Below are 18,022 nucleotides of genomic sequence, written 5' to 3' on the forward strand. Positions count from 1 at the left end.
CCCCCTCCTCCTCCCCCGATTCCCGCCACTCGCGCCACGACCCCACACACCCCGGAAGGAACCATGACAGCGCCAACGGCCTTTCCCCTGGAGCCGACGCCGATCCATGTACCGGACGCCGTGCTGGACGACCTCAAGGCCCGCCTGCGGCTGACGAGATGGCCCGACGACGTGGGCAACGACGACGGGTACTACGGCATCAGCCGCCGCTACCCCCAGCAGCTCGCCGAGTACTGGCTCGACCGGTACGACTGGCGCGCTGCGGAGGCCGCGATCAACGCGTACGAGCACTACCGGGTGGATGTGGACGGCGTACCGGTCCACTTCATGCGCAAGCCGGGCGTCGGGCCCGCCCCCACCCCGCTGATCCTCACGCACGGCTGGCCGTGGACGTTCTGGCACTGGTCCCGGGTCGTCGGCCCGCTCGCCGACCCGGCCGCCCACGGCGGCGACCCGGCGGACGCGTTCGACGTCATCGTCCCGTCCCTGCCGGGCTTCGGCTTCTCCGCGCCGCTGCCGGACGACCCGGACATGAACTTCGTCAAGGTCGCCGACCTCTGGCACACCCTGATGACGCGCACGCTGGGATACGAGAAGTACGCGGCCGGCGGCTGCGACGTGGGCGCCCTCGTCACGGGCCAGTTGGGCCACAAGTACGCGGACGAACTCCACGGGATCCACATCGGCTCGGGCCAGCGGCTCGACATGTTCACGGGCGAGCGCGCCTGGGACATCACCGGCGGCCACCCGCTCCCGGCGGGCCTGCCGGCCGCCGCGCACCGCCAACTCCTCTCCCTGGAGCGCCGCTTCGCGGTCCACCTCTCGGCCCACCTCCTCGACCCGAGCACCCTCGCGTACGGCCTCTCCGACTCCCCCGTCGGCCTGCTGGCCTGGATCCTGAAGCGCTGGACCACCTGGAGCGACAGTCGCGGTGATGTGGAGACCGTCTTCTCGAAGGACGAACTCCTCACCCACGCCATGATCTTCTGGGTGAACAACACCATCAGCACGTCGATCCGCTACTACGCCAACGCCAACCGCTACCCCTGGGCCCCGTCCCACGACCGCCACCCGGCCGTCGAGGCGCCGACGGGCATCACCTTCGTCGCCCACGAGAACCCCCCGGGCGTCACGACCCCCGCCGAACGCGTCCAGCACTGGCTGGGCAGCGACCGCGCGTCCTGGTACAACCACACGAACCTCACGGCCCACGAGGAAGGCGGCCACTTCATCCCGTGGGAAACCCCGGAGGCCTGGACCACGGACCTCCGCCGCACGTTCCGCGACCGCCCCTGACCGCGCCGGAGGCCCCGCCCCGGATCAGCTCTGCGATCCACCGCCCTCGCCGCGCGGGAAGGAGACCTCCACGCGACGGTTCTTCTTACGGCCCTCTTCGGTGCCGTTGTCAGCGATCGGATAGTCCTCGCTGTACCCCCGGACCTCGTACGTGACGGTGGCACCGTTCAACTGCTGGGCGAGCAGGCCCTGTACGGCGTCGGCACGCTGCTTGGAGAGCACCTTGCCGTGTTCGTAGGTGCCGAGGTTGTCCGTGAAACCGAAGACCCGGATGTTGCCGGCGTGCTGCTTCTTGATCTCGTTCGCGATGGCGGCGATACGGGAGTTGGCCTGGCCGGTGAGCTTCGCGCTGTCCTTGCCGAAGAGCACCTCGGCCTGGAGCGCGAAGGTGATCTCGGCGTTGGTGTCCTCTCGCCGCTCCTCGCCGCCCTGGTCCTCGACGACCTGGACGATGTCCAGCACCTTGGCCGCGGCGAGGGTGCCACCCTCGGGCAGCTTGAGGTCGGGGTCGTTTCCGTCGACCTCGACGGGCGGAGAGGCGGAAGCCTCGGTACCGGGCGGAACGCTGGGGGTCTCGTCCGCGAATGCGGGGGCGGCCCCTGTTCCGAGGACGCCAGTTGCCGCGAAGAACGCGAATGCCACCAGAACTGTTCCAGCGGTGCGTGGTTGTCTCGGGTGGCTGCGGACACGAGTGCACGTCATGTTGACCATCACCCGGCGATATTCAGCGAGGCGGCAGCGAATGTCGGAACATTGAGCTCAACGCTCGTGGTCCCCGGCGGTGGTGTCGGAAACTGCACGAAGATGGGCGTCGACTTGCCCGCCTGAAGCGGCAGCAGGGCGGTCGTGCACAGGCAGCGATTGTCTGTGTCCCGAAGCACGTAATAACGCTTCTTCTGAGCCGTGTCGACCAGGGTCGCTCCGGCGACCGAGTTCGGATTGCTCTGCACCAACGAAATCTCGGCGCCTTCCATCCCCGAAAGCGGCAGGATCCCTGAGGTGGGATTCTTGATCTCGGCATTCACCGTGATGAAGCCGCCGGAGTCACGTTTGATCTGATGGACAACCAGTACCAGACCGCCTCGGCCCGCGACTTCGGCCAGTTTCACATTCGTGTCCACGGTGGCCGGGGCACTGGGGGTGCTCTCCGGCGACCCGTCATCACCAGGCGGCTGGGACGACGAAACAGTCTCCTGCGGCTTGGGGTCGTCGTCATTCCCGCTGCCACAGCCGGCGACGGCTACGGTCGCGACTGCCGCCATCGCAGCAGCCACCACTGCCCTTCGGGTTCTCGTCGTACGCCGGATGTTCATGGATACCGCTTTCTCATGTCGTCAGTCGCCGTCAGCTGCCGTCAACCAGGTGAACGGCAAAGAGCTTCTCGCTCAATTCACCCCAAGAACCAGGGTTCGCCGGATCAATCGTGAGATCTCCGCCGTCACACGCGAAACTCACAGGGGCAGGAGGGGCATCGGGGTCAGCGGCCGGATCACCTGTGGGGTCTTCCTCTTGCTCGTCCTCTTGCTTCCACGTACAGCGGGGCTCCAGCACAGCTGTGGCCGTTGCCGTGGCATGTTTCCCCTCCGTACCCGGGATCACCGAATCGCCGACGGTGTACAGAGTCTCGACGTGCACGGTGAACTCATCGCGAAGAAGCCCGGCGTTCAACACGCAGGTGGGAGGAACGAGTCTGGACCTGTTCTTCTCCGCGAACACCTGGGCCTCGAAGCACGGATGGGCCTCCAGGACGTTCTGCCCGTCGAAGATGTCGCCCAACTCGTCCGGTTTCAGCAGCGCGGCCAAGAAGTCAGGACCCAGCAGCTCCCTGGCGTCCTGAGCGGCGGCGAGAGCCGCGGCATCGGCCGCTCCCTGGGCCCCGTTGCGTGTAGCGGCGGCCTTGCCGACAGCGAAGAACGCGAGCGCGAGAAAGAGCAGGCCCGCCACCATCACGATATAGATGGGGAAAGCCTGCCCTTGGTCACCACGACGGTACGTGGTCATCCTGCGGTGATGGAGGCCACCAAACCGGAGATCCGACCCGAGATCGCCCCGCCGATGCCCGTCGCCACAATGGCACCGATGATCGCTACAACGACCAGGATGATCCCCAGGTACTCGAACGCCGTCTGACCCCGGTCCTTGTCCGCGTAACGCTTCTGCATCCGCGAAACGATCGTGTTCGCCCAGCCGTTGACCCGCACCTTGGTGTCGACGGCGGCCTTCGTCATGGCGTTGTTCGGCATGGGGTTCCCCTCCAGGTTGGACCGACCGCCTGACGGCCGCCGAGTAAGTCCCTTGGGCGTCGCCGTCGTTACCGGTCGTCGGTTGCCGGGTACCGCCCGCGACGCGAGAAACGTACGCCTTTACACCATGCCCGGCAGAGGGCCCCTGGACCCATTTTTGGGCCCAAAATGAGCCACGGACGCGTGCAGCCGTCCCCCTCGCCTCAACCATGACCGATCACCCCCCTGCCGGGACCACCGCTCGGCATCGTGCCGAGCCACTTCGCGATCGCTTCACTGCGGCTGCCGCTGGCCAACTTCGCGAAGATCCGATTGATGTGGTTCTTGACTGTCTTCTCACTGATGAAACAGGTCGCCGCGATCTGATGATTACTCATCCCCGAGGCGATCAAGTCCATGATCTCCATCTCCCGCGCACTCAGGCCGAGTTCCGGCCGATCACGGTGAGCCCGGTCGACCGACGGCCGTACCGAAGACTGTGGCACACTCGATTGCAGTTGCGAAACCCCTCGCTCCGACGAATGAGGATTCTTTGTGACCGCCGAAGCAAAACCGCTGGTAAAGGCATCGTGATTCATCGCAGGCAATCGCGGATCTTCATGTGCATTCGCATCGTCTGCATAGACGGTACCGAGCCCTTCCGGCAACACTCGTGCCGGCACAGGTGCCGGCCCCCGGCGCATCTCCTCCAGGAGCGCGTTCGCCGCCGTAGGCGTGAAGTGTGCCCGGCCCTGCTCGATGTCCCGTACCGCCGCGACGAGTTGGTCGGCCGTGAACTCGCCGTGCACCAGGTACCCGCCCGCGCCCAGCCGTAGCGCCTCGTGGACTATCTCGCTCTCGCGGCTGTACGTCAGCATCAGCACCGGGCAGATCCGCACGATGTGCGGCAGCGCCGAGATGCCGTCCATGCCCGGCATCCGTACGTCGAGCAGGACCACGTCCGGACGGGCACGGTGGGCTGCCTCGTAGGCCTCACGGCCGTCCGCCGCCTCGGCCACGACCTCGATGTCGTCGCGGCCCGACAGCAGGACCGTGAGTCCCGCCCGTACCACCGGGTTGTCGTCGGCCACCACCACGCGCAGCGGGGCACTCGCCACCGCGGGTCCGGGAAAGGCGGGGAAAGAGTCGTCCGGCATCGTGCGGCCTCCTCTGGGTGGCACTCGGGTCGGGGTCATGTCGAGAGGGACGTTCATGTCGAGGTGGACATCGGAGAGAACGGGCCTGGCGGCAAGGGCAGTTGCGAGGGGCGAAGGGCGGCAAGCGGCAGCTCGACGCGGACTTCCGTGCCCACCTTCGCCCCTCCTCTGCCGATACGGATACGCGCGCCGATACCGGCGGCCCGCTCGACCATGCCGACGAGACCGAAGTGCCCGGCCCGTCTGAGGTCGTCGAGGGTGGTCCCGGGCGGCAGGCCGCGTCCGTCGTCGTAGACGCTGACCCGCAGTTGGTCGCCGACGACACCGGCACAGACCGCCACCTGGTCCGCGCGGGCGTGCCGGTACGCGTTCTCCATCGCCTCGGAGGCGATGGTCAGCAGTTGCCTGGCCACCGCGTGCGGCAGGGGCGGCACGGCGTCGGCGCCGAGCCGGCCGAACGACGTACGGAGACCGCTGCGGCGCTCGAAGTCGACGGTCCGGGCGCCCAGTTCGGCGATCAGGGCGATACCGCCGTCAAGGCCCGACTCCCGCCGCAGGTCGAAGAGCAGTTCGCGGGACTCCGACGCCGCCCGGCGCGCGGAGCGGGCGACAAGCTCGGCCTGGAGCCGGACGGTTTCGGGGTCCAGGCGGCCCGCGGACCCTGCCAGGCCGTCCGCCGCCAGTGCCAGGCCGTGCAGGGTCTTGGCCACCGAGTCGTGCATCTCCCGGGCGAGCCTGGCGCGTTCCTCCTCGATGGCCTCGCTCACCGCGAGCCGCGCACGGGTGTCGGTCAGCGCCTGGCTCGCCGTACCGAACCGCAGGAGGAGCCCCCGCAGCGTCACGCCGACCGCGCCCGCGATCACGCAGAAGCCCGGCAGGAGCAGCGCGGTGGCCACGACCCCGCCCTCGTCGGGTTCGGCGGCGTGGACACCCACCAGGATCAGTATCTGGAGCGTCGCGAAGACGCCGGCTCCCCGCCACCCGTAGACCAGTCCGGCCAGCAGCGGGGTGCAGACGGTGACGTAGGCCAGGGTGGAGTCCGGGGTGGCGGTGATGAGCAGCAGCGCGCCGAAGATCGTGTCGATCACCAGCAGCCAGGAGTGCTTGAGCAGCAGCGGGCCGAAGCGTTCCCAGTCGCGGAACAGCACGTACGAACCCATGAAGGTGACCAGTACGGCCGCGCCGACCAGGACCGTGGGCAGACCGCGTGCGGTGCGGGCGAGGGCGAAGGGGGTGGCAACGGCGATCATCGCGAGGCGGAAGCCGAACACCTGACGGCACATCGCCTGGAGCGCGTTGAGCTGGATGGGGAGCGCGGGGGCCGCTTCGGGCTCGGTCGGACCGAGGTGCAGATCAGCGCCCAGTCTGCCCTTCAGCCCGCTCAGTCGCGGCCTCATCGGTTCCCTCCCCCCTGCTCGCTCGTCCCGTGGTCAACGACCCATCAGCCGCCGAGGATGCTGAAGTCCACATTGGCTCCGTAGACGAAGCCGACCGTCAGCAGGATCAGCGTGCCCGGCAGCAGGAACGTGGTGACGGCGAAGGTCGCCTTCGGGATGGCCTTCGCCGCTTTGCGGCGCGCGTTCTGTGCGTCGGTGCGCCGCATGTCGTTCGCGATGGCGATCAGCGTGTCCACGATGGGCGCGCCCAGCTCCTCGCCCTGCTGAAGTGCGGTGACGAACATGGCGACCTGCTCCGAGTCGTTCCGCCTGCGCAGTTCCTCGAAGGCCTTCCTGCGGCTGACTCCCATGTCCATCTGGCGCAGGGTGATGCGCAGTTCGTCGGACCAGGGTCCGACGTACTTCTCCGCGACCCGGTCCAGCGCCTGCCGGAAGCCGAGTCCGGCGCTCACGACCACCGCCAGCACGTCCAGGAAGTCCGGCAGGGTGCGTTCGATGTCGGCCTTGCGGACGCGGACAGCCGACCAGATGCCCACCTCGACCCACACCAGACCGAAGGCAACCATGAACATCGCCAGGAAGACCTGCCCGCGCGCGATCATCACGAAGGCGCCGAGGAATCCGAGGAATCCGTAGACCGCCCGGCGCGCCCCGTAACGGTCGATGGTGAGACCGCCGGGATTGCCGGCCATGTCGATCTGGCGGCGCTTCTTGTCGACCAGTTTGGGGCCCATCAGCCGCAGCACCGTGGGCGCCCAGCGCATACCGAGCCGGTCGATGACCGACCCGACGGCGGTGGTGCGGGTCGCGCCCACTTCGAGTGCGATGGCCAGGTCGCTGGGGAGTTTGGCGTCGGCGCGGTACATCCGGATGCCGTGGATCGCCCCGTAGACACTGAGGCCGATCACCGCGGCGAGCAGTAGCTCCATGGTCGTCGCCCTCCTCAGACGTCGATACGGGAAAAGCGGCGGATGACGAGAAATCCGATCGCGTAAAGGACCAGGGAGATAATCACCGCGGCCTGCCCGATGAACGCTCCTGTCATCCGGTCCAGGGCGCCCGGCAGCACGAGATTCAGCATCAGCAGGGCGGCGAGGCCGAACCCCGGGACCGCGTACGCCGTCACCGTCACCTGCGACAGCTGCGTCCGCACCTCGCGCCGCGTTTCCTTCCGTTCCTCCAGCGTCTGCGTCAGGTTCCGCAGCGAGCTGACCACCGTGCCGCCCGCGCGGTTCGACAGGACCAGGGTGGTGACCAGGACGACCAGTTCTCTCGACGGGAGCCGTTCCGCCAGCTCGCCCAGTGCGTCGTCCAGCGATTCGCCGACCGCCAGGCGGTGGGCGACCCGGCTGAGTTCTTCGCCTGCCGGGGCTTCCAGTTCTTCCGCCGCCATCGCGATGGCGGTGCGCAGGGCCAGGCCGGCCTGGGTGGCGTTGGCCAGGATGCGGCTCAGTTCCGGGAGTTGGTTGATGAAGCGCTCGATGCGCTTGCCACGCTGCCAGTTGAGGAAGGTGTTGGCGCCCCAGAGCGCGGCGAGGCCCGCCAGGGGGCCGAAGAAGGAGGCGAGGACGGTGGCGGCTATCAGCCAGAGCACGGCCACCGCCGCCAGCATGTAGACGAAGAACTCGCCCGGGGTGAGGTCGAGGCCCGTCGCACCCAGTTTGAGTTCGATCCGGCGGCCGAGGCGGGTACGGCGCAGGCGGCGGTCGATGCCGGTGAAGCGGCGTCTGCGGGTGGTGACCGCCACCTGGCCCGTCGCGGAGAGCCGGTCGATCAGGTCCTGGCGCTGGGCGTGGCCCGATGCGTACAGGCGTACCCCGAGGACGCCGAACAGGCAGGCCAGGAGCGTGACGCCGATGGTGATCTGTGCGGGATTGGACATGGCGGGCTACCTACTTGGCCTCTCGGGTGAGGAGCTGCTCTTCGGACACGGCGACTCCGAATGCCTGGGGGATGGGCTGGCCCGCCATGTACATGCGCTCGGCCACTCTGCGGGGCAGCGGGAAGTAGCGGAACTCGCCGTACACCCGGCCGCTCGCGTCGAGCGGGCGGGCGGCGAAGCGGACGGCGCTGACGATGCGGTAGCCCTCCCTGCCGTGCGAGTCGAGCAGGGCGATCTCGGTGACCCTGCGGGATCCGTCGGCGTGCCGGGTGAGCTGGACGATGACGTCGATGGCGCTGTTGATCTGGTCGTGCAGCGCCTCGAAGGGGATCTGCACCTCCGACATCGACGCCAGCGTCTGCAACCGCATCAGCGCGTCCTCGGCGCTGTTGGCGTGCACGGTGGCCAGGGAGCCGTCGTGGCCCGTCGACATCGCCTGGAGCATGTCGAGCGACTCGCCGCCGCGGACCTCACCGACGACGATGCGGTCGGGCCGCATACGCAGCGAGTTGCGCACCAGGTCGCGGATGTTGATCTGCCCCTTGCCCTCGACGTTGGCCGGGCGGGACTCCAGCCGGATCACATGGGCCTGTTGGAGCTGGAGTTCGGCCGAGTCCTCGATGGTGATGATGCGTTCGCCTTCGGGGATGAGCCCGGACAGCGCGTTGAGGAGCGTCGTCTTCCCCGTGCCGGTCGCGCCGGAGACGATGATGTTGAACTTCGCCTGGACCAGGCCCGACAGCAGGAGCAGCATCTGCTCGTCGATCGAGCCGAAGCTGATCAGCTCGTGCAGGGTGAAGGAGCGCGGGAAGCGGCGGATGGTGAGGGTGGCGCCGGTCAGGGACAGCGGCGGGATGATGACGTTGACGCGCTCGCCGGACGGCAGGCGCGCGTCGACCATCGGATTCGACTCGTCCACCCGGCGGTTGACGGTCGAGACGATACGTTCGATGGTCTGCATCAGCTGCTCGTGCGAGCCGAACCTGATCGGGAGCTGTTCCACCCGGCCGCCGCGCTCGACGAAGATCTGGTCGGGTCCGTTGACCATGATCTCCGTGATCGACGCGTCCTCCAGCAGCGGCTCCAGGATGCCGAGGCCCAGGGCCTCGTCGACGACCCGGCGGATCAGCTGCGAGCGCTCGGACGTCGACAGCACCGGGCCCTCGCGGCTGATGATGTGCCCGAGGACCCGCTCCAGCCTGGCGCGCCGGTCGGCGGCGGCCAGGGCCGACATCTCGGCGAGGTCGATCTCCTCCAGCAGTTTGGCGCGGTACGTGGTGACGAGGTGGCTGTCTCCTCCCCTCGCGCCGTTCTCCTCGGGGGAGGTGATCCGTGCCCGCAAGCTCATGGTGCGTAGCTCCGTTCGGTTCCTGGTCCGCCGGGTCAGTTGCCTGGCATGGGCATGGTCGAGCTGCGCCGGGCGGTCCCCCAGTCGACACCCGGCACCAGTGTGGGGACCTTGATCGTGGCCGTGTACGTCGCGCTGTCGCCCCCCGCGCCGCCCGAGATGGCGGGGTGCAGCCAGCCGCTGACCGCGTTCTGGCCCGCAGACTCGGGGGACTGCTTCTGGTCCTGCTGGTCCTGGCTCGCCACCCGCGCCGCCACCCGCGCCGCCGTGCCCGCCTGGTTCGCCGCGTACGCGGCGAGCCCCAACTGGATGGCCAGCAGCGCCACTATCAGCAGCAACGGGATGAAGCCCAGGTATTCGATGGCCACTTGGCCCGACTGACCCGACTGACCCAACCGCCGGGCTTCTCCGGCTTCCCGGGCTTCTCCGGCTTCCCGGGCTATTCCGCGACGTGCCCTGCGCATCCCTCAGCCCTCCTCTACCGACGCCGCGCTGCCGTGCACCGTGAACGGCCAGTCCAGCGCGCCCGGCACCAGCACCGGTACCTTCAGCGCCACATCGGCGCGGTACAGGCCGCCGGACGCACCGCAGTTGAACGTGCCGGACCACGCGCTCGGCAGGTCCTCCTGGGCCGCCGCCGCGCACGCACCGCCCGTCGCCCCCACCCGCGCTCCGACGTCGGCCGCGTTGCCGGCGAGGATGAAGGTGTAGCCGATCAGCGCGCACTGCCACATCGCGACGCAGATCAGCAGGATCAGCGGGGTCATGCCGACGAACTCGATCGCCGTCTGCCCCCGGTCGCGGTCCCGGTGCCCGGTGCCAAGCAGACGACCGGCCCGAGGCAGTTGACCAGCCCCGGGCAGTTGACCGGCCCCGAACAGGGGGCGGCGCCGCCGTAAGCCCTTCGCCCGTACTCCCAGAGTTCCCATCGTCAGCCGTCCCCCTCCTTGGTTCCTCGTCTGCGCCGCAGCCCCACCGAGCCGCGGTCGCCCCGGAATTTGGTGGTGCGGTCGGCGCCCTCGGGGACCTTCACCAGGCCCAGTTCGCCGGCCAGGCCCCACAGCGCCTGCTTGACGACGCTCCGGCTCTCCAGGTCCTGGAGCCGTCCCGCGTCCACCACCGCCTGCAGTTCCTTGAAGTTCGCCGGGATCGCGGTCCCGACCAGCCGCGTCCCGGTGATCTTCTGGATCAGCGGCGGCTGGATCTCCGTCGTACGGGTGTAGCGGTTGACGACCGTCGTCGTCTCCTCCGCCTTGCGGATCTGGAGCCGGTCCCACATGCGCACCACCCGCTTCGCCGCCCGTACGGCGATCACGTCGGGGGTGGTGACCAGCAGCGCGATGTCCGCCATCTCGATCGCGGACGCGTTGGCGCTGGTCATCTGCGATCCGCAGTCGACGACCACCACCTCGTACCGCGCGCGCAGGGCGCTGACGATCTGCCGGCCCGACCGGTCGCTGACCTCTTCGCCGCGTTCGCCGTCGCCGGGCGCGAGCAGCAGCGCAAGACCCGTGGCGTGGCTGAACACCGCGTCGGACAGGACCCGTGGGGAGATGTCGGCGATGGCGGCGAGGTCGACGATCGAGCGGCGGAACTGTACGTCGAGGTACGAGGCGATGTCGCCGGCCTGGAGGTCCATGTCCACCAGCGCCACGCTGCGGCCCGACGCCTGCGCCGCGAGGGCGAGTTGGACGGCAACGACGGTGGTGCCCACGCCGCCCTTCGCGCCGGTGACGGTGACGACCGTGCCGCCTGGTCCGGTGAAGACGTCGGCGCCGTGGCCGAGGTGTCTGCGGACCCCGACGGACCACTGGGCAGCGGCCTGGAGCCGGTTGGCCAGTTCCTCGTAGCTCAGCGGCATGGTGACGAGGCCGCGCGCGCCCGCGTCCATGGCGGCGGCGAAGACGCCCTGGCTGAGGTCGGTGGTGACGAGGATGACGCCGACCGACGGGAAGCGCAGCGCTATGTCCCGTATCAGTTCGAGCGCGGGCACCGGGCCGATCCGCTCGTGGACCAGGACGACTTCGGGCAGTTCGTCGAGCGATTCGCCGGCCAGCCGCGCCAGCAGGTCGATGAGCTGGGTCGAGTCGCCGACGGGCGGCGCCGGTTCCGCGTCGGGGAGCTGGCTGAGCAGGGTGGTGATCGAGCGGGCGGCGTCGGGATCTCCGACGACCGGGAGGATACGTGTCGTCATCGGGCGCTCACTTGTTCGCGTCTTCGCTGAGCTCGTACGTTCCCTCACCCGGGCGCAGCGTGGTGGGACTGCCGTCGGCCAGCAGGGCGAGGCGTACGTGATCGGCGAAGGACTCGGCGTAGGCGACGCGTTGGGCGTCGGTGGTGTTGAGGGCGAAGGTGATCGGCACTGCCTCGGTCGGGCCGCTGCCCCGGTCGTCCTGCTTGGGTTCGAGCGGGGTGAGCCTGCCGACGTCGATGACCCGGGCGTTGGCGACGATGATCCGGGACTGGTCCTTCTCCTTGTCGTTCTGGGCGGCGAACGTCGCGAAGATATTGACCGTGTCCCCCGGGTTGATCTTTCCGGCGACGCCCGTCGCCGCGTCGATCATGATGGCGATTTCCTGTTCGCCGCTCTCCAGTGCGGGACGTTTCACAATCATGTCGTCCTGGAGCAGTGAGCCCTTCTTGAGCTGGGTCACCGCGATCTTTCCGCTGACCACGGAGAGGTCCGTCACCGCGTTCTGGGAGAGCCAGCGCTTCGGCATCTTGATCCTCTTGAACTGCCCGTCCTGCAAAGGCGTGTACGGGGCGACATCCGCTTTCAGCTCATACGCCGAGACTTCGGGTCCGACCTTCGAATTGACGTCGCTGATCACCGAGAGGACACCGGCGAAAGCACCGAAGGCGCAGAGGACCGAGAGGAGCAGAAGTATGATGCCGCGGCGTTGCCGTGAATTCATGAGCGGGACGACCTCGTTCGGGGACGTGGGGACGGCGTGGTGGTGGCTGACCTGCGGTTACGACCCGTGGCGCACGGCTGCTCCCTGACTTCCGCGGGCTCCGCCGCCCAGGGCCCGTCTGCCCTGGCCGCCTTGGGTTCCCTGGCTTCCTTGGGTCAGGACACCGACCGCGCGGGTCTGGTTCTCGGGCGGCGCGAGCGGCGCCGAGCAGAATCCGCAACGGTCGCCTATGAGTTCGACACCGCACCAGGAACAGATTTCCCGGCGTACGGATGCGACGAGTTGGTAGAGCACCGTGATGTCCGGCAGGAAAGCGGCGAATTCGATCAGCTTCTGGGTGCCCCACCAGTCGGCCGAGTCGGCGGGCAGGACACATTCCTCGACTCCGCCGACCTGCCAGTGCGGGGCGAGCGTCGTCGTGGGCCAGTCGGACTGCGACTGGCCTTTGGCGACGAGGAGTTGGGTGGCGAATTCAGGTCCGGTGAGTTCGCCCGCGCCGATTTTGACCAACTGCGGTACGGGGCTGGCGAGTACGCCGAACTGGGCGCCGGGCACCCAGGACTTGGCGTGGCTCTTGAGGCTGACGGGGACCCGGTCGAGTTTGGTGACGGAGCCCAGCAGGGCTCCCGCGTAGATGTAGTGCGAGAGCAGCCGGGCGGCGGAGGCGACGACGCCGGCGCTGAAGTCGCAGACCGACAACTGCCGCAGCTGGCGGACGAGTACGGCGACGCCGAGCGGCGGGAGGTCGAGTTTCAGCAGCGCGATCCGGTCACTCTCCAGGACCGAGCGCACGGTGTGCAGCCGCCGTTCATGGGCGGTCGCGATGTTCGCCGGGTAGAGCACGACGACGTAGCCGTGGTGTTCGAGCAGGCCCTGCATGTCGGCGAGCGAGGCTTCCAGGGACTGGGTGTCCGGGGACGGCAGGAGCGCCGCCGTGGGTGTCTGGCGGTCCGTCGGTGGTAGCACCAGATCAGGGCTGGTGACAGCAATTGCGGTCGGCACGCTGGTTCCCCGTTCCGCTCCGGTCGCCGGAGTCCCGGCGACCGCAGATCTCTCCTGCTCCGTGCTCCTGTCCCAGCACTTTATCCACGTCCTCAGGCCCAGAGAACACTTTTAGGATGCGCGGTGCCACCGTCCGTACACAGCCACCGATGGCAAATACGGGCGAACCAGTCATGGGTTGACTCACGTATCAGGACTTGTCCCTTCTTGCCGAAGAGTTGACCCAACTCGGCCGCTTTGGGTCCGGGTTGGGGCCTCGGGCCCTCGCCACAGCTGTGCCCAGATCCGTACGTTCCCACTCGCCCCGGCGCTCCCACGGCGCCCCGCGCCGATCGGGCCGAAACCGGAACTGGCGGCGGAGGGCTTGACAAGTTTATTGGTCTGGACCAGTTTTACGCCCAACGGTGGCCACCGTTCCCGCTTTTCCGTACCTCCCCCCGACGCCAGCGGAGGCTTCAAGTGGAACGTGCACGCGCACACCGAAGACATCTGAGGAACTGGACAGGCCGCTCGTGGATCGGCGGTGCCGTGGCGGCACTGTCCGCCGTAGCGCTGACCATCACCGGACTCACCGGCACGGCGCAGGCCGCCGACATCAACGTCGCCAAGAACGGCGGTTACGAGTCCGGGCTGTCCAACTGGACCTGTTCGGCCGGGAGCGGGACCACCGTCGGCTCCCCCGTCCACGCGGGCGCGGCCGCCCTCCAGGGCACCCCCAGCGGGCTCGACAACGCGAAGTGCTCGCAGAGCGTCGCCGTCCAGCCCAACTCCACGTACACGCTCAGCGCCTGGGTGCAGGGCAGTTACGTCTACCTCGGCGCCTCCGGCACCGGGACGACCGACGTGTCGACCTGGACCCCCGGCACCTCCGGCTGGCAGCAGCTCTCGACGCGCTTCACCACCGGCGCCTCGACCCGGTCCGTCAGCGTCTACACCAACGGCTGGTACGGCCAGCCCGCTTACTACGCCGACGACCTGACGCTCGTCGGTCCCGACGGCGGCGGCGGCACGGACCCCGGCCCGCAGGTGCCCGCCACCCCCGGCGGCCTCTCCGTCGGATCCGTGACGTCCTCCTCGGTCACGCTCAACTGGGGCGCCGTGTCCGGCGCGACCGGCTACAACGTCTACCGCGCCGGGACCAAGGTCCAGTCGGCGACCGGCACTTCGGCCACGGTGACGGGCCTGGCCGCGAACACCTCGTACCAGTTCCAGGTGAGCGCGACCAACTCGGCGGGTGAGTCGGCCAAGTCGACCGCCGTGGCCGGCAAGACCTCGGCCGGCGGCACCGATCCGGGCAACCCCGGCAACCCCTCGGTGCCCAAGCACGCGGTGACCGGCTACTGGCAGAACTTCAACAACGGCGCCACGGTCCAGAAGATCAGGGACGTGCCGTCGCAGTACGACATCATCGCCGTGTCCTTCGCCAACGCGACGGCCACCCAGGGCCAGCTCGCCTTCAGCCTCGACCCGGCGGTCGGTTACGCGTCGGCGGCCGACTTCAAGGCGGACATCGCCGCGAAGAAGGCGGCGGGCAAGTCGGTCATCCTCTCCGTCGGCGGCGAGACGGGCAGCGTCAGCGTCAGCAACGACGCGTCCGCCACCGCGTTCGCCAACAGCGCGTACTCACTCATGCAGGAGTACGGCTTCAGCGGTATCGACATCGACCTGGAGAACGGCCTCAACTCCACCTACATGACGAAGGCGCTGCGCCAGCTCTCCGCGAAGGCGGGCCCGAGCCTGGTCCTGACGATGGCGCCGCAGACGATCGACATGCAGTCGACGTCCGGTGAGTACTTCAAGACCGCCCTGGCCGTGAAGGACATCCTCACCGTCGTCAACATGCAGTACTACAACAGCGGTTCGATGCTCGGCTGCGACGGCAAGGTCTACTCCCAGGGCTCGGTGGACTTCATCACCGCGCTCGCCTGCATCCAGCTCCAAGGCGGGCTCGCCCCGTCCCAGGTCGGCATCGGCGTCCCGGCCTCCACCCGCGGTGCGGGCAGCGGCTACGTCGCCCCGTCCGTCGTCAACAACGCCCTCGACTGCCTGGCCAAGGGCACCAACTGCGGTTCGTTCAAGCCGTCCACGACCTACCCGGGGCTGCGCGGCGCGATGACCTGGTCGACCAACTGGGACGCGACGGCCGGCAACGCCTGGTCCAACGCGGTCGGACCGCACGTCCACAGCCTGCCGTAGCCCGTTCTCGGCGGACGAATCCCGGCAGTGGCGCCGCCGCTCCCCCGGCGGCGTCACTGCGCGAGGTCTTGACAAGGGCAATGGTCTGGACCAACTTGGTGTCACAGCGGTGGCCACCGTTCCGTATCCCCGCAAGACTCTCCCCCCACGGAGGCCATGCAGTGCACCGGACAGAACGTTCACGCGGTATTCGCCGTCCCCACGGCCCTCGCATCCGCACGGCGCTCGCCGCGACCGTCGGCGTCATCGCCGCAGCCGCGTTCGCGCTGCCGTCGGCCCAGGCGTCCCCCAGCGCCCCCGCCGCCACCAAGGCCGCCCCGGCGAAGGCCGCCGCAACCGCGGCCGCGGTTCCCGCCCACGCCGTCACCGGCTACTGGCAGAACTTCAACAACGGAGCGGCAGTTCAGACGCTCGCCGACGTCCAGGACCAGTACGACATCATCGCCGTCGCCTTCGCCGAAGCGACCGGCAACCCCGGCGAGGTCACCTTCAACCTCGACTCGGCGGGCCTCGGCGGCTACGGCGTCGACCAGTTCAAGGCGGACGTCGCGGCCAAGCAGGCGGCCGGCAAGTCCGTGGTCATCTCCATCGGCGGCGAGACCGGCACCGTCTCCGTCAACGACTCGGCCTCCGCCGACGCGTTCGCCAACTCGGTCTACGGGCTGATGCAGGAGTACGGCTTCGACGGCGTCGACATCGACCTGGAGAACGGCCTCAACTCCACCTATATGACGCAGGCGCTGGAGTCCCTCGCCGCGAAGGCCGGTTCGGGCTTCGTGCTGACGATGGCGCCGCAGACGATCGACATGCAGTCGACGTCGGGCGAGTACTTCAAGACGGCGCTGAACGTGAAGGACATTCTCACCGTCGTCAACATGCAGTACTACAACAGCGGTTCGATGCTCGGCTGCGACGGCAACGTGTACTCGCAGGGCTCGGTGGACTTCCTCACCGCCCTCGCCTGCATCCAGCTGGAGGGCGGTCTCGACCCGTCACAGGTAGGCATCGGCGTCCCCGCCTCACCGAGCGGCGCGGGCAGCGGCTACGTGGAGCCGTCCGTGGTCAACGCCGCGCTGGACTGTCTGACCAAGGGCACCAACTGCGGTTCGTTCAAGCCGTCCACGACCTACCCGGGGCTGCGCGGCGCGATGACCTGGTCGACCAACTGGGACGCGACGGCCGGCAACGCCTGGTCCGACTCGGTCGGCGCCCACGTGCACGGTCTGTAGCCCAGCCCGCAGGAACAGCACCACCCCAAGGGCCCCCCACAGGGCCGGCAGCGCCGCCGAACCTCACCCGGCGGCGCTGTCGCGCGTCGTCAGCCGAGCACGGCCAGTGCGTCGATCTCGATGAGCAGGCCCTTGGGCAGCCCCACATAGACCGTGGTGCGCGCGGCGGGCGGTGCCTGGAGGCGCTGCTCCTCGAAGTACGCGTTGTAGATCTCGTTCAGCTCCGCGAAGTGGCCGGTGTCCGTGAGGTAGACGCGCATCATCATCACGTCGTCCCAACTCGCCCCGCCCTCCTCCAGGATGGCCTTGACGTTGGCGAGGGTCTGCAGGGTCTGCTCGCGCAGCGAGGGGCCCGCGGGCGTCGGCGGCTGTCCCTCGACCGCGGGCAGGAAGCCGACCTGTCCCGCGACCTGGAGGATGTTGCCCTTGCGGACGCCGTGCGAGAACTTCGCCGGCGGGGCCGTGTGGGTCGACGGGGTCAGCGCCGTCTTGGGGGTGGTGCCTGTGGTCTGTGCGGACTCGCTCATGAAGCTTCCTTGGTAGGGGTGTTGCCGGAGTACTCGCCGCTGATCGCTTCGGCGGTGCGGCGCACCAGCGGGAGCAGGGAGAGGAGTTCGTCGGCCGTGACGACGACATTGGGCGCCGAGACCGACATGGCGGCGACGACGCGGCCCTCCGTACCCCGGACGGGCGCGCCGACGCAGTTGATGGACTCCTCGTGGCCACCGAGGTCGGTGGCCCAGCCCTGTGCCCTGACGGTCGCCAGCTCGTCGAGGAACGCGGCGGCGTCGGGGGTCGAACGGGGCGTGTACATGGGGTAGTCGAGCCGCTGGGCGAGCGTCCTGCGCTCGGGCTCGGGGAGGTCGGCGAGCAGCAGCTTGGCGACGGCGGCGACGGTGAGCGCCACGGGCTTGCCGATACGGGAGTACATCCGCACCGGGTAGCGGCTCTCGACCTTGTCGATGTAGAGGACTTCGCCGTCCTCGTGGACCGCGAGATGGACGGTGTGGCCGCACTGTTCGTTGAGCGCGACGAGATGGGGGTGGGCGATCTCGCGGATGTCGAGGTTCTCGACGGCTTCCTGGGCGAGCGCGAACAGCCGGGCGCCGAGCCGGTACCGCTGGTCCTGCTGCCGGTAGACCAGGCCGTGTTCGTGGAGGGTACGCAGCAGCCGCAGCGCGGTGGACTTGTGGACGTCCAGCCGCTCGGCCACCTGGCCGAGGTCGGCGGGTCCCTGGGCGAGCAGCGGCAGGATGCTCAGCGCCCGGTCGACCGTCTGGCTCATGGCGTGGCCACCTCCTCAGCGGCCGCCGTCCAGCCGGGGCCCAGACGCAGTGTGCCCCATGCCGTGTCGTCGAGGGCGGCGAGCCGGTCGGCG

19 protein-coding genes are annotated in these 18,022 nt (G+C 68.8%); 3 read left to right on the plus strand and 16 right to left on the minus strand.

The annotated features are described in order from the left end of the window. Nucleotides 1–63 precede the first annotated feature (63 nt). Entirely contained in the window at nt 64–1,296 is a 1,233-nt protein-coding gene (locus HY68_RS05445; protein ID WP_041985058.1) for an epoxide hydrolase family protein, read from the plus strand. Nucleotides 1,297–1,320: 24 nt separating this feature from the next. Here HY68_RS05445 and HY68_RS05450 read toward each other — a convergent pair whose 3' ends face one another. The 14 genes from HY68_RS05450 to HY68_RS05515 form a co-directional block, all read right to left on the minus strand. Beyond that, entirely contained in the window at nt 1,321–1,998 is a 678-nt protein-coding gene (locus HY68_RS05450; protein ID WP_078863886.1) for an OmpA family protein, read from the minus strand. Between the two features lie 8 nt (nt 1,999–2,006). After that, nucleotides 2,007–2,609, minus strand: coding sequence for a hypothetical protein (locus tag HY68_RS05455; protein WP_041985061.1), 603 nt, complete (start codon nt 2,607–2,609; stop codon nt 2,007–2,009). Between the two features lie 31 nt (nt 2,610–2,640). Then, complete coding sequence (locus HY68_RS05460) at nt 2,641–3,297, minus strand: pilus assembly protein TadG-related protein (RefSeq protein ID WP_041985065.1); 657 nt, start codon at nt 3,295–3,297, stop codon at nt 2,641–2,643. Then, nucleotides 3,294–3,539: a hypothetical protein gene (locus tag HY68_RS05465; protein WP_241778477.1), complete on the minus strand. Its 246-nt coding sequence runs from the start codon at nt 3,537–3,539 to the stop codon at nt 3,294–3,296. The genes HY68_RS05460 and HY68_RS05465 overlap by 4 nt, the downstream gene beginning before the upstream one ends. 203 nt (nt 3,540–3,742) lie before the next feature. Next, the gene (locus HY68_RS05470) at nt 3,743–4,675 is read right to left on the minus strand and encodes a response regulator transcription factor (RefSeq protein ID WP_041985069.1); all 933 of its coding nucleotides are present in this window, start codon (nt 4,673–4,675) and stop codon (nt 3,743–3,745) included. Nucleotides 4,676–4,728: 53 nt separating this feature from the next. Further along, the gene (locus HY68_RS05475) at nt 4,729–6,072 is read right to left on the minus strand and encodes a histidine kinase (RefSeq protein ID WP_041985072.1); all 1,344 of its coding nucleotides are present in this window, start codon (nt 6,070–6,072) and stop codon (nt 4,729–4,731) included. A 44-nt stretch (nt 6,073–6,116) separates the two neighbouring features. Then, nucleotides 6,117–7,001, minus strand: coding sequence for a DUF5936 domain-containing protein (locus HY68_RS05480; protein WP_041985074.1), 885 nt, complete (start codon nt 6,999–7,001; stop codon nt 6,117–6,119). 14 nt (nt 7,002–7,015) lie between these two features. Next, entirely contained in the window at nt 7,016–7,954 is a 939-nt protein-coding gene (locus HY68_RS05485) for a type II secretion system F family protein (protein WP_041985077.1), read from the minus strand. 10 nt (nt 7,955–7,964) lie between these two features. Next, nucleotides 7,965–9,302 (minus strand): CpaF family protein, encoded by a 1,338-nt coding sequence (locus HY68_RS05490; protein ID WP_041985081.1) that lies wholly within the window; start codon nt 9,300–9,302, stop codon nt 7,965–7,967. A gap of 35 nt (nt 9,303–9,337) precedes the next feature. Next, a complete protein-coding gene (locus tag HY68_RS05495; RefSeq protein ID WP_041985084.1) occupies nt 9,338–9,670 on the minus strand; it encodes a TadE/TadG family type IV pilus assembly protein in 333 nt (110 codons plus the stop codon). Nucleotides 9,671–9,769: 99 nt separating this feature from the next. Next, nucleotides 9,770–10,231, minus strand: a complete 462-nt coding sequence (locus HY68_RS40405) for a TadE family protein (RefSeq protein WP_078863441.1) — start codon at nt 10,229–10,231, stop codon at nt 9,770–9,772. Nucleotides 10,232–10,233: 2 nt separating this feature from the next. Continuing rightward, the gene (locus tag HY68_RS05505) at nt 10,234–11,496 is read right to left on the minus strand and encodes a P-loop NTPase (RefSeq protein ID WP_041985087.1); all 1,263 of its coding nucleotides are present in this window, start codon (nt 11,494–11,496) and stop codon (nt 10,234–10,236) included. Between the two features lie 7 nt (nt 11,497–11,503). Then, a complete protein-coding gene (cpaB, locus tag HY68_RS05510; RefSeq protein WP_041985091.1) occupies nt 11,504–12,217 on the minus strand; it encodes a Flp pilus assembly protein CpaB in 714 nt (237 codons plus the stop codon). A 57-nt stretch (nt 12,218–12,274) separates the two neighbouring features. Further along, nucleotides 12,275–13,219: a hypothetical protein gene (locus HY68_RS05515; RefSeq protein ID WP_241778478.1), complete on the minus strand. Its 945-nt coding sequence runs from the start codon at nt 13,217–13,219 to the stop codon at nt 12,275–12,277. 528 nt (nt 13,220–13,747) lie between these two features. Here HY68_RS05515 and HY68_RS05520 point away from each other — a divergent pair. Then, nucleotides 13,748–15,415, plus strand: a complete 1,668-nt coding sequence (locus tag HY68_RS05520; RefSeq protein ID WP_041985094.1) for a glycoside hydrolase family 18 protein — start codon at nt 13,748–13,750, stop codon at nt 15,413–15,415. Nucleotides 15,416–15,681: 266 nt separating this feature from the next. Then, nucleotides 15,682–16,644 (plus strand): chitinase, encoded by a 963-nt coding sequence (locus HY68_RS05525; protein WP_347560652.1) that lies wholly within the window; start codon nt 15,682–15,684, stop codon nt 16,642–16,644. Nucleotides 16,645–16,733: 89 nt separating this feature from the next. On the opposite strand, the gene HY68_RS05530 is transcribed toward HY68_RS05525, so the two are convergent. Then, on the minus strand, nt 16,734–17,171 hold the full coding sequence (locus HY68_RS05530; protein ID WP_041985097.1) for a RidA family protein: 438 nt from the start codon (nt 17,169–17,171) through the stop codon (nt 16,734–16,736). Continuing rightward, nucleotides 17,168–17,929, minus strand: coding sequence for an IclR family transcriptional regulator (locus HY68_RS05535; RefSeq protein ID WP_041985099.1), 762 nt, complete (start codon nt 17,927–17,929; stop codon nt 17,168–17,170). The genes HY68_RS05530 and HY68_RS05535 overlap by 4 nt, the downstream gene beginning before the upstream one ends. Nucleotides 17,930–18,022: the final 93 nt, after the last annotated feature.

This window comes from Streptomyces sp. AcH 505 (assembly GCF_000818175.1).
GTDB lineage: Bacteria > Actinomycetota > Actinomycetes > Streptomycetales > Streptomycetaceae > Streptomyces.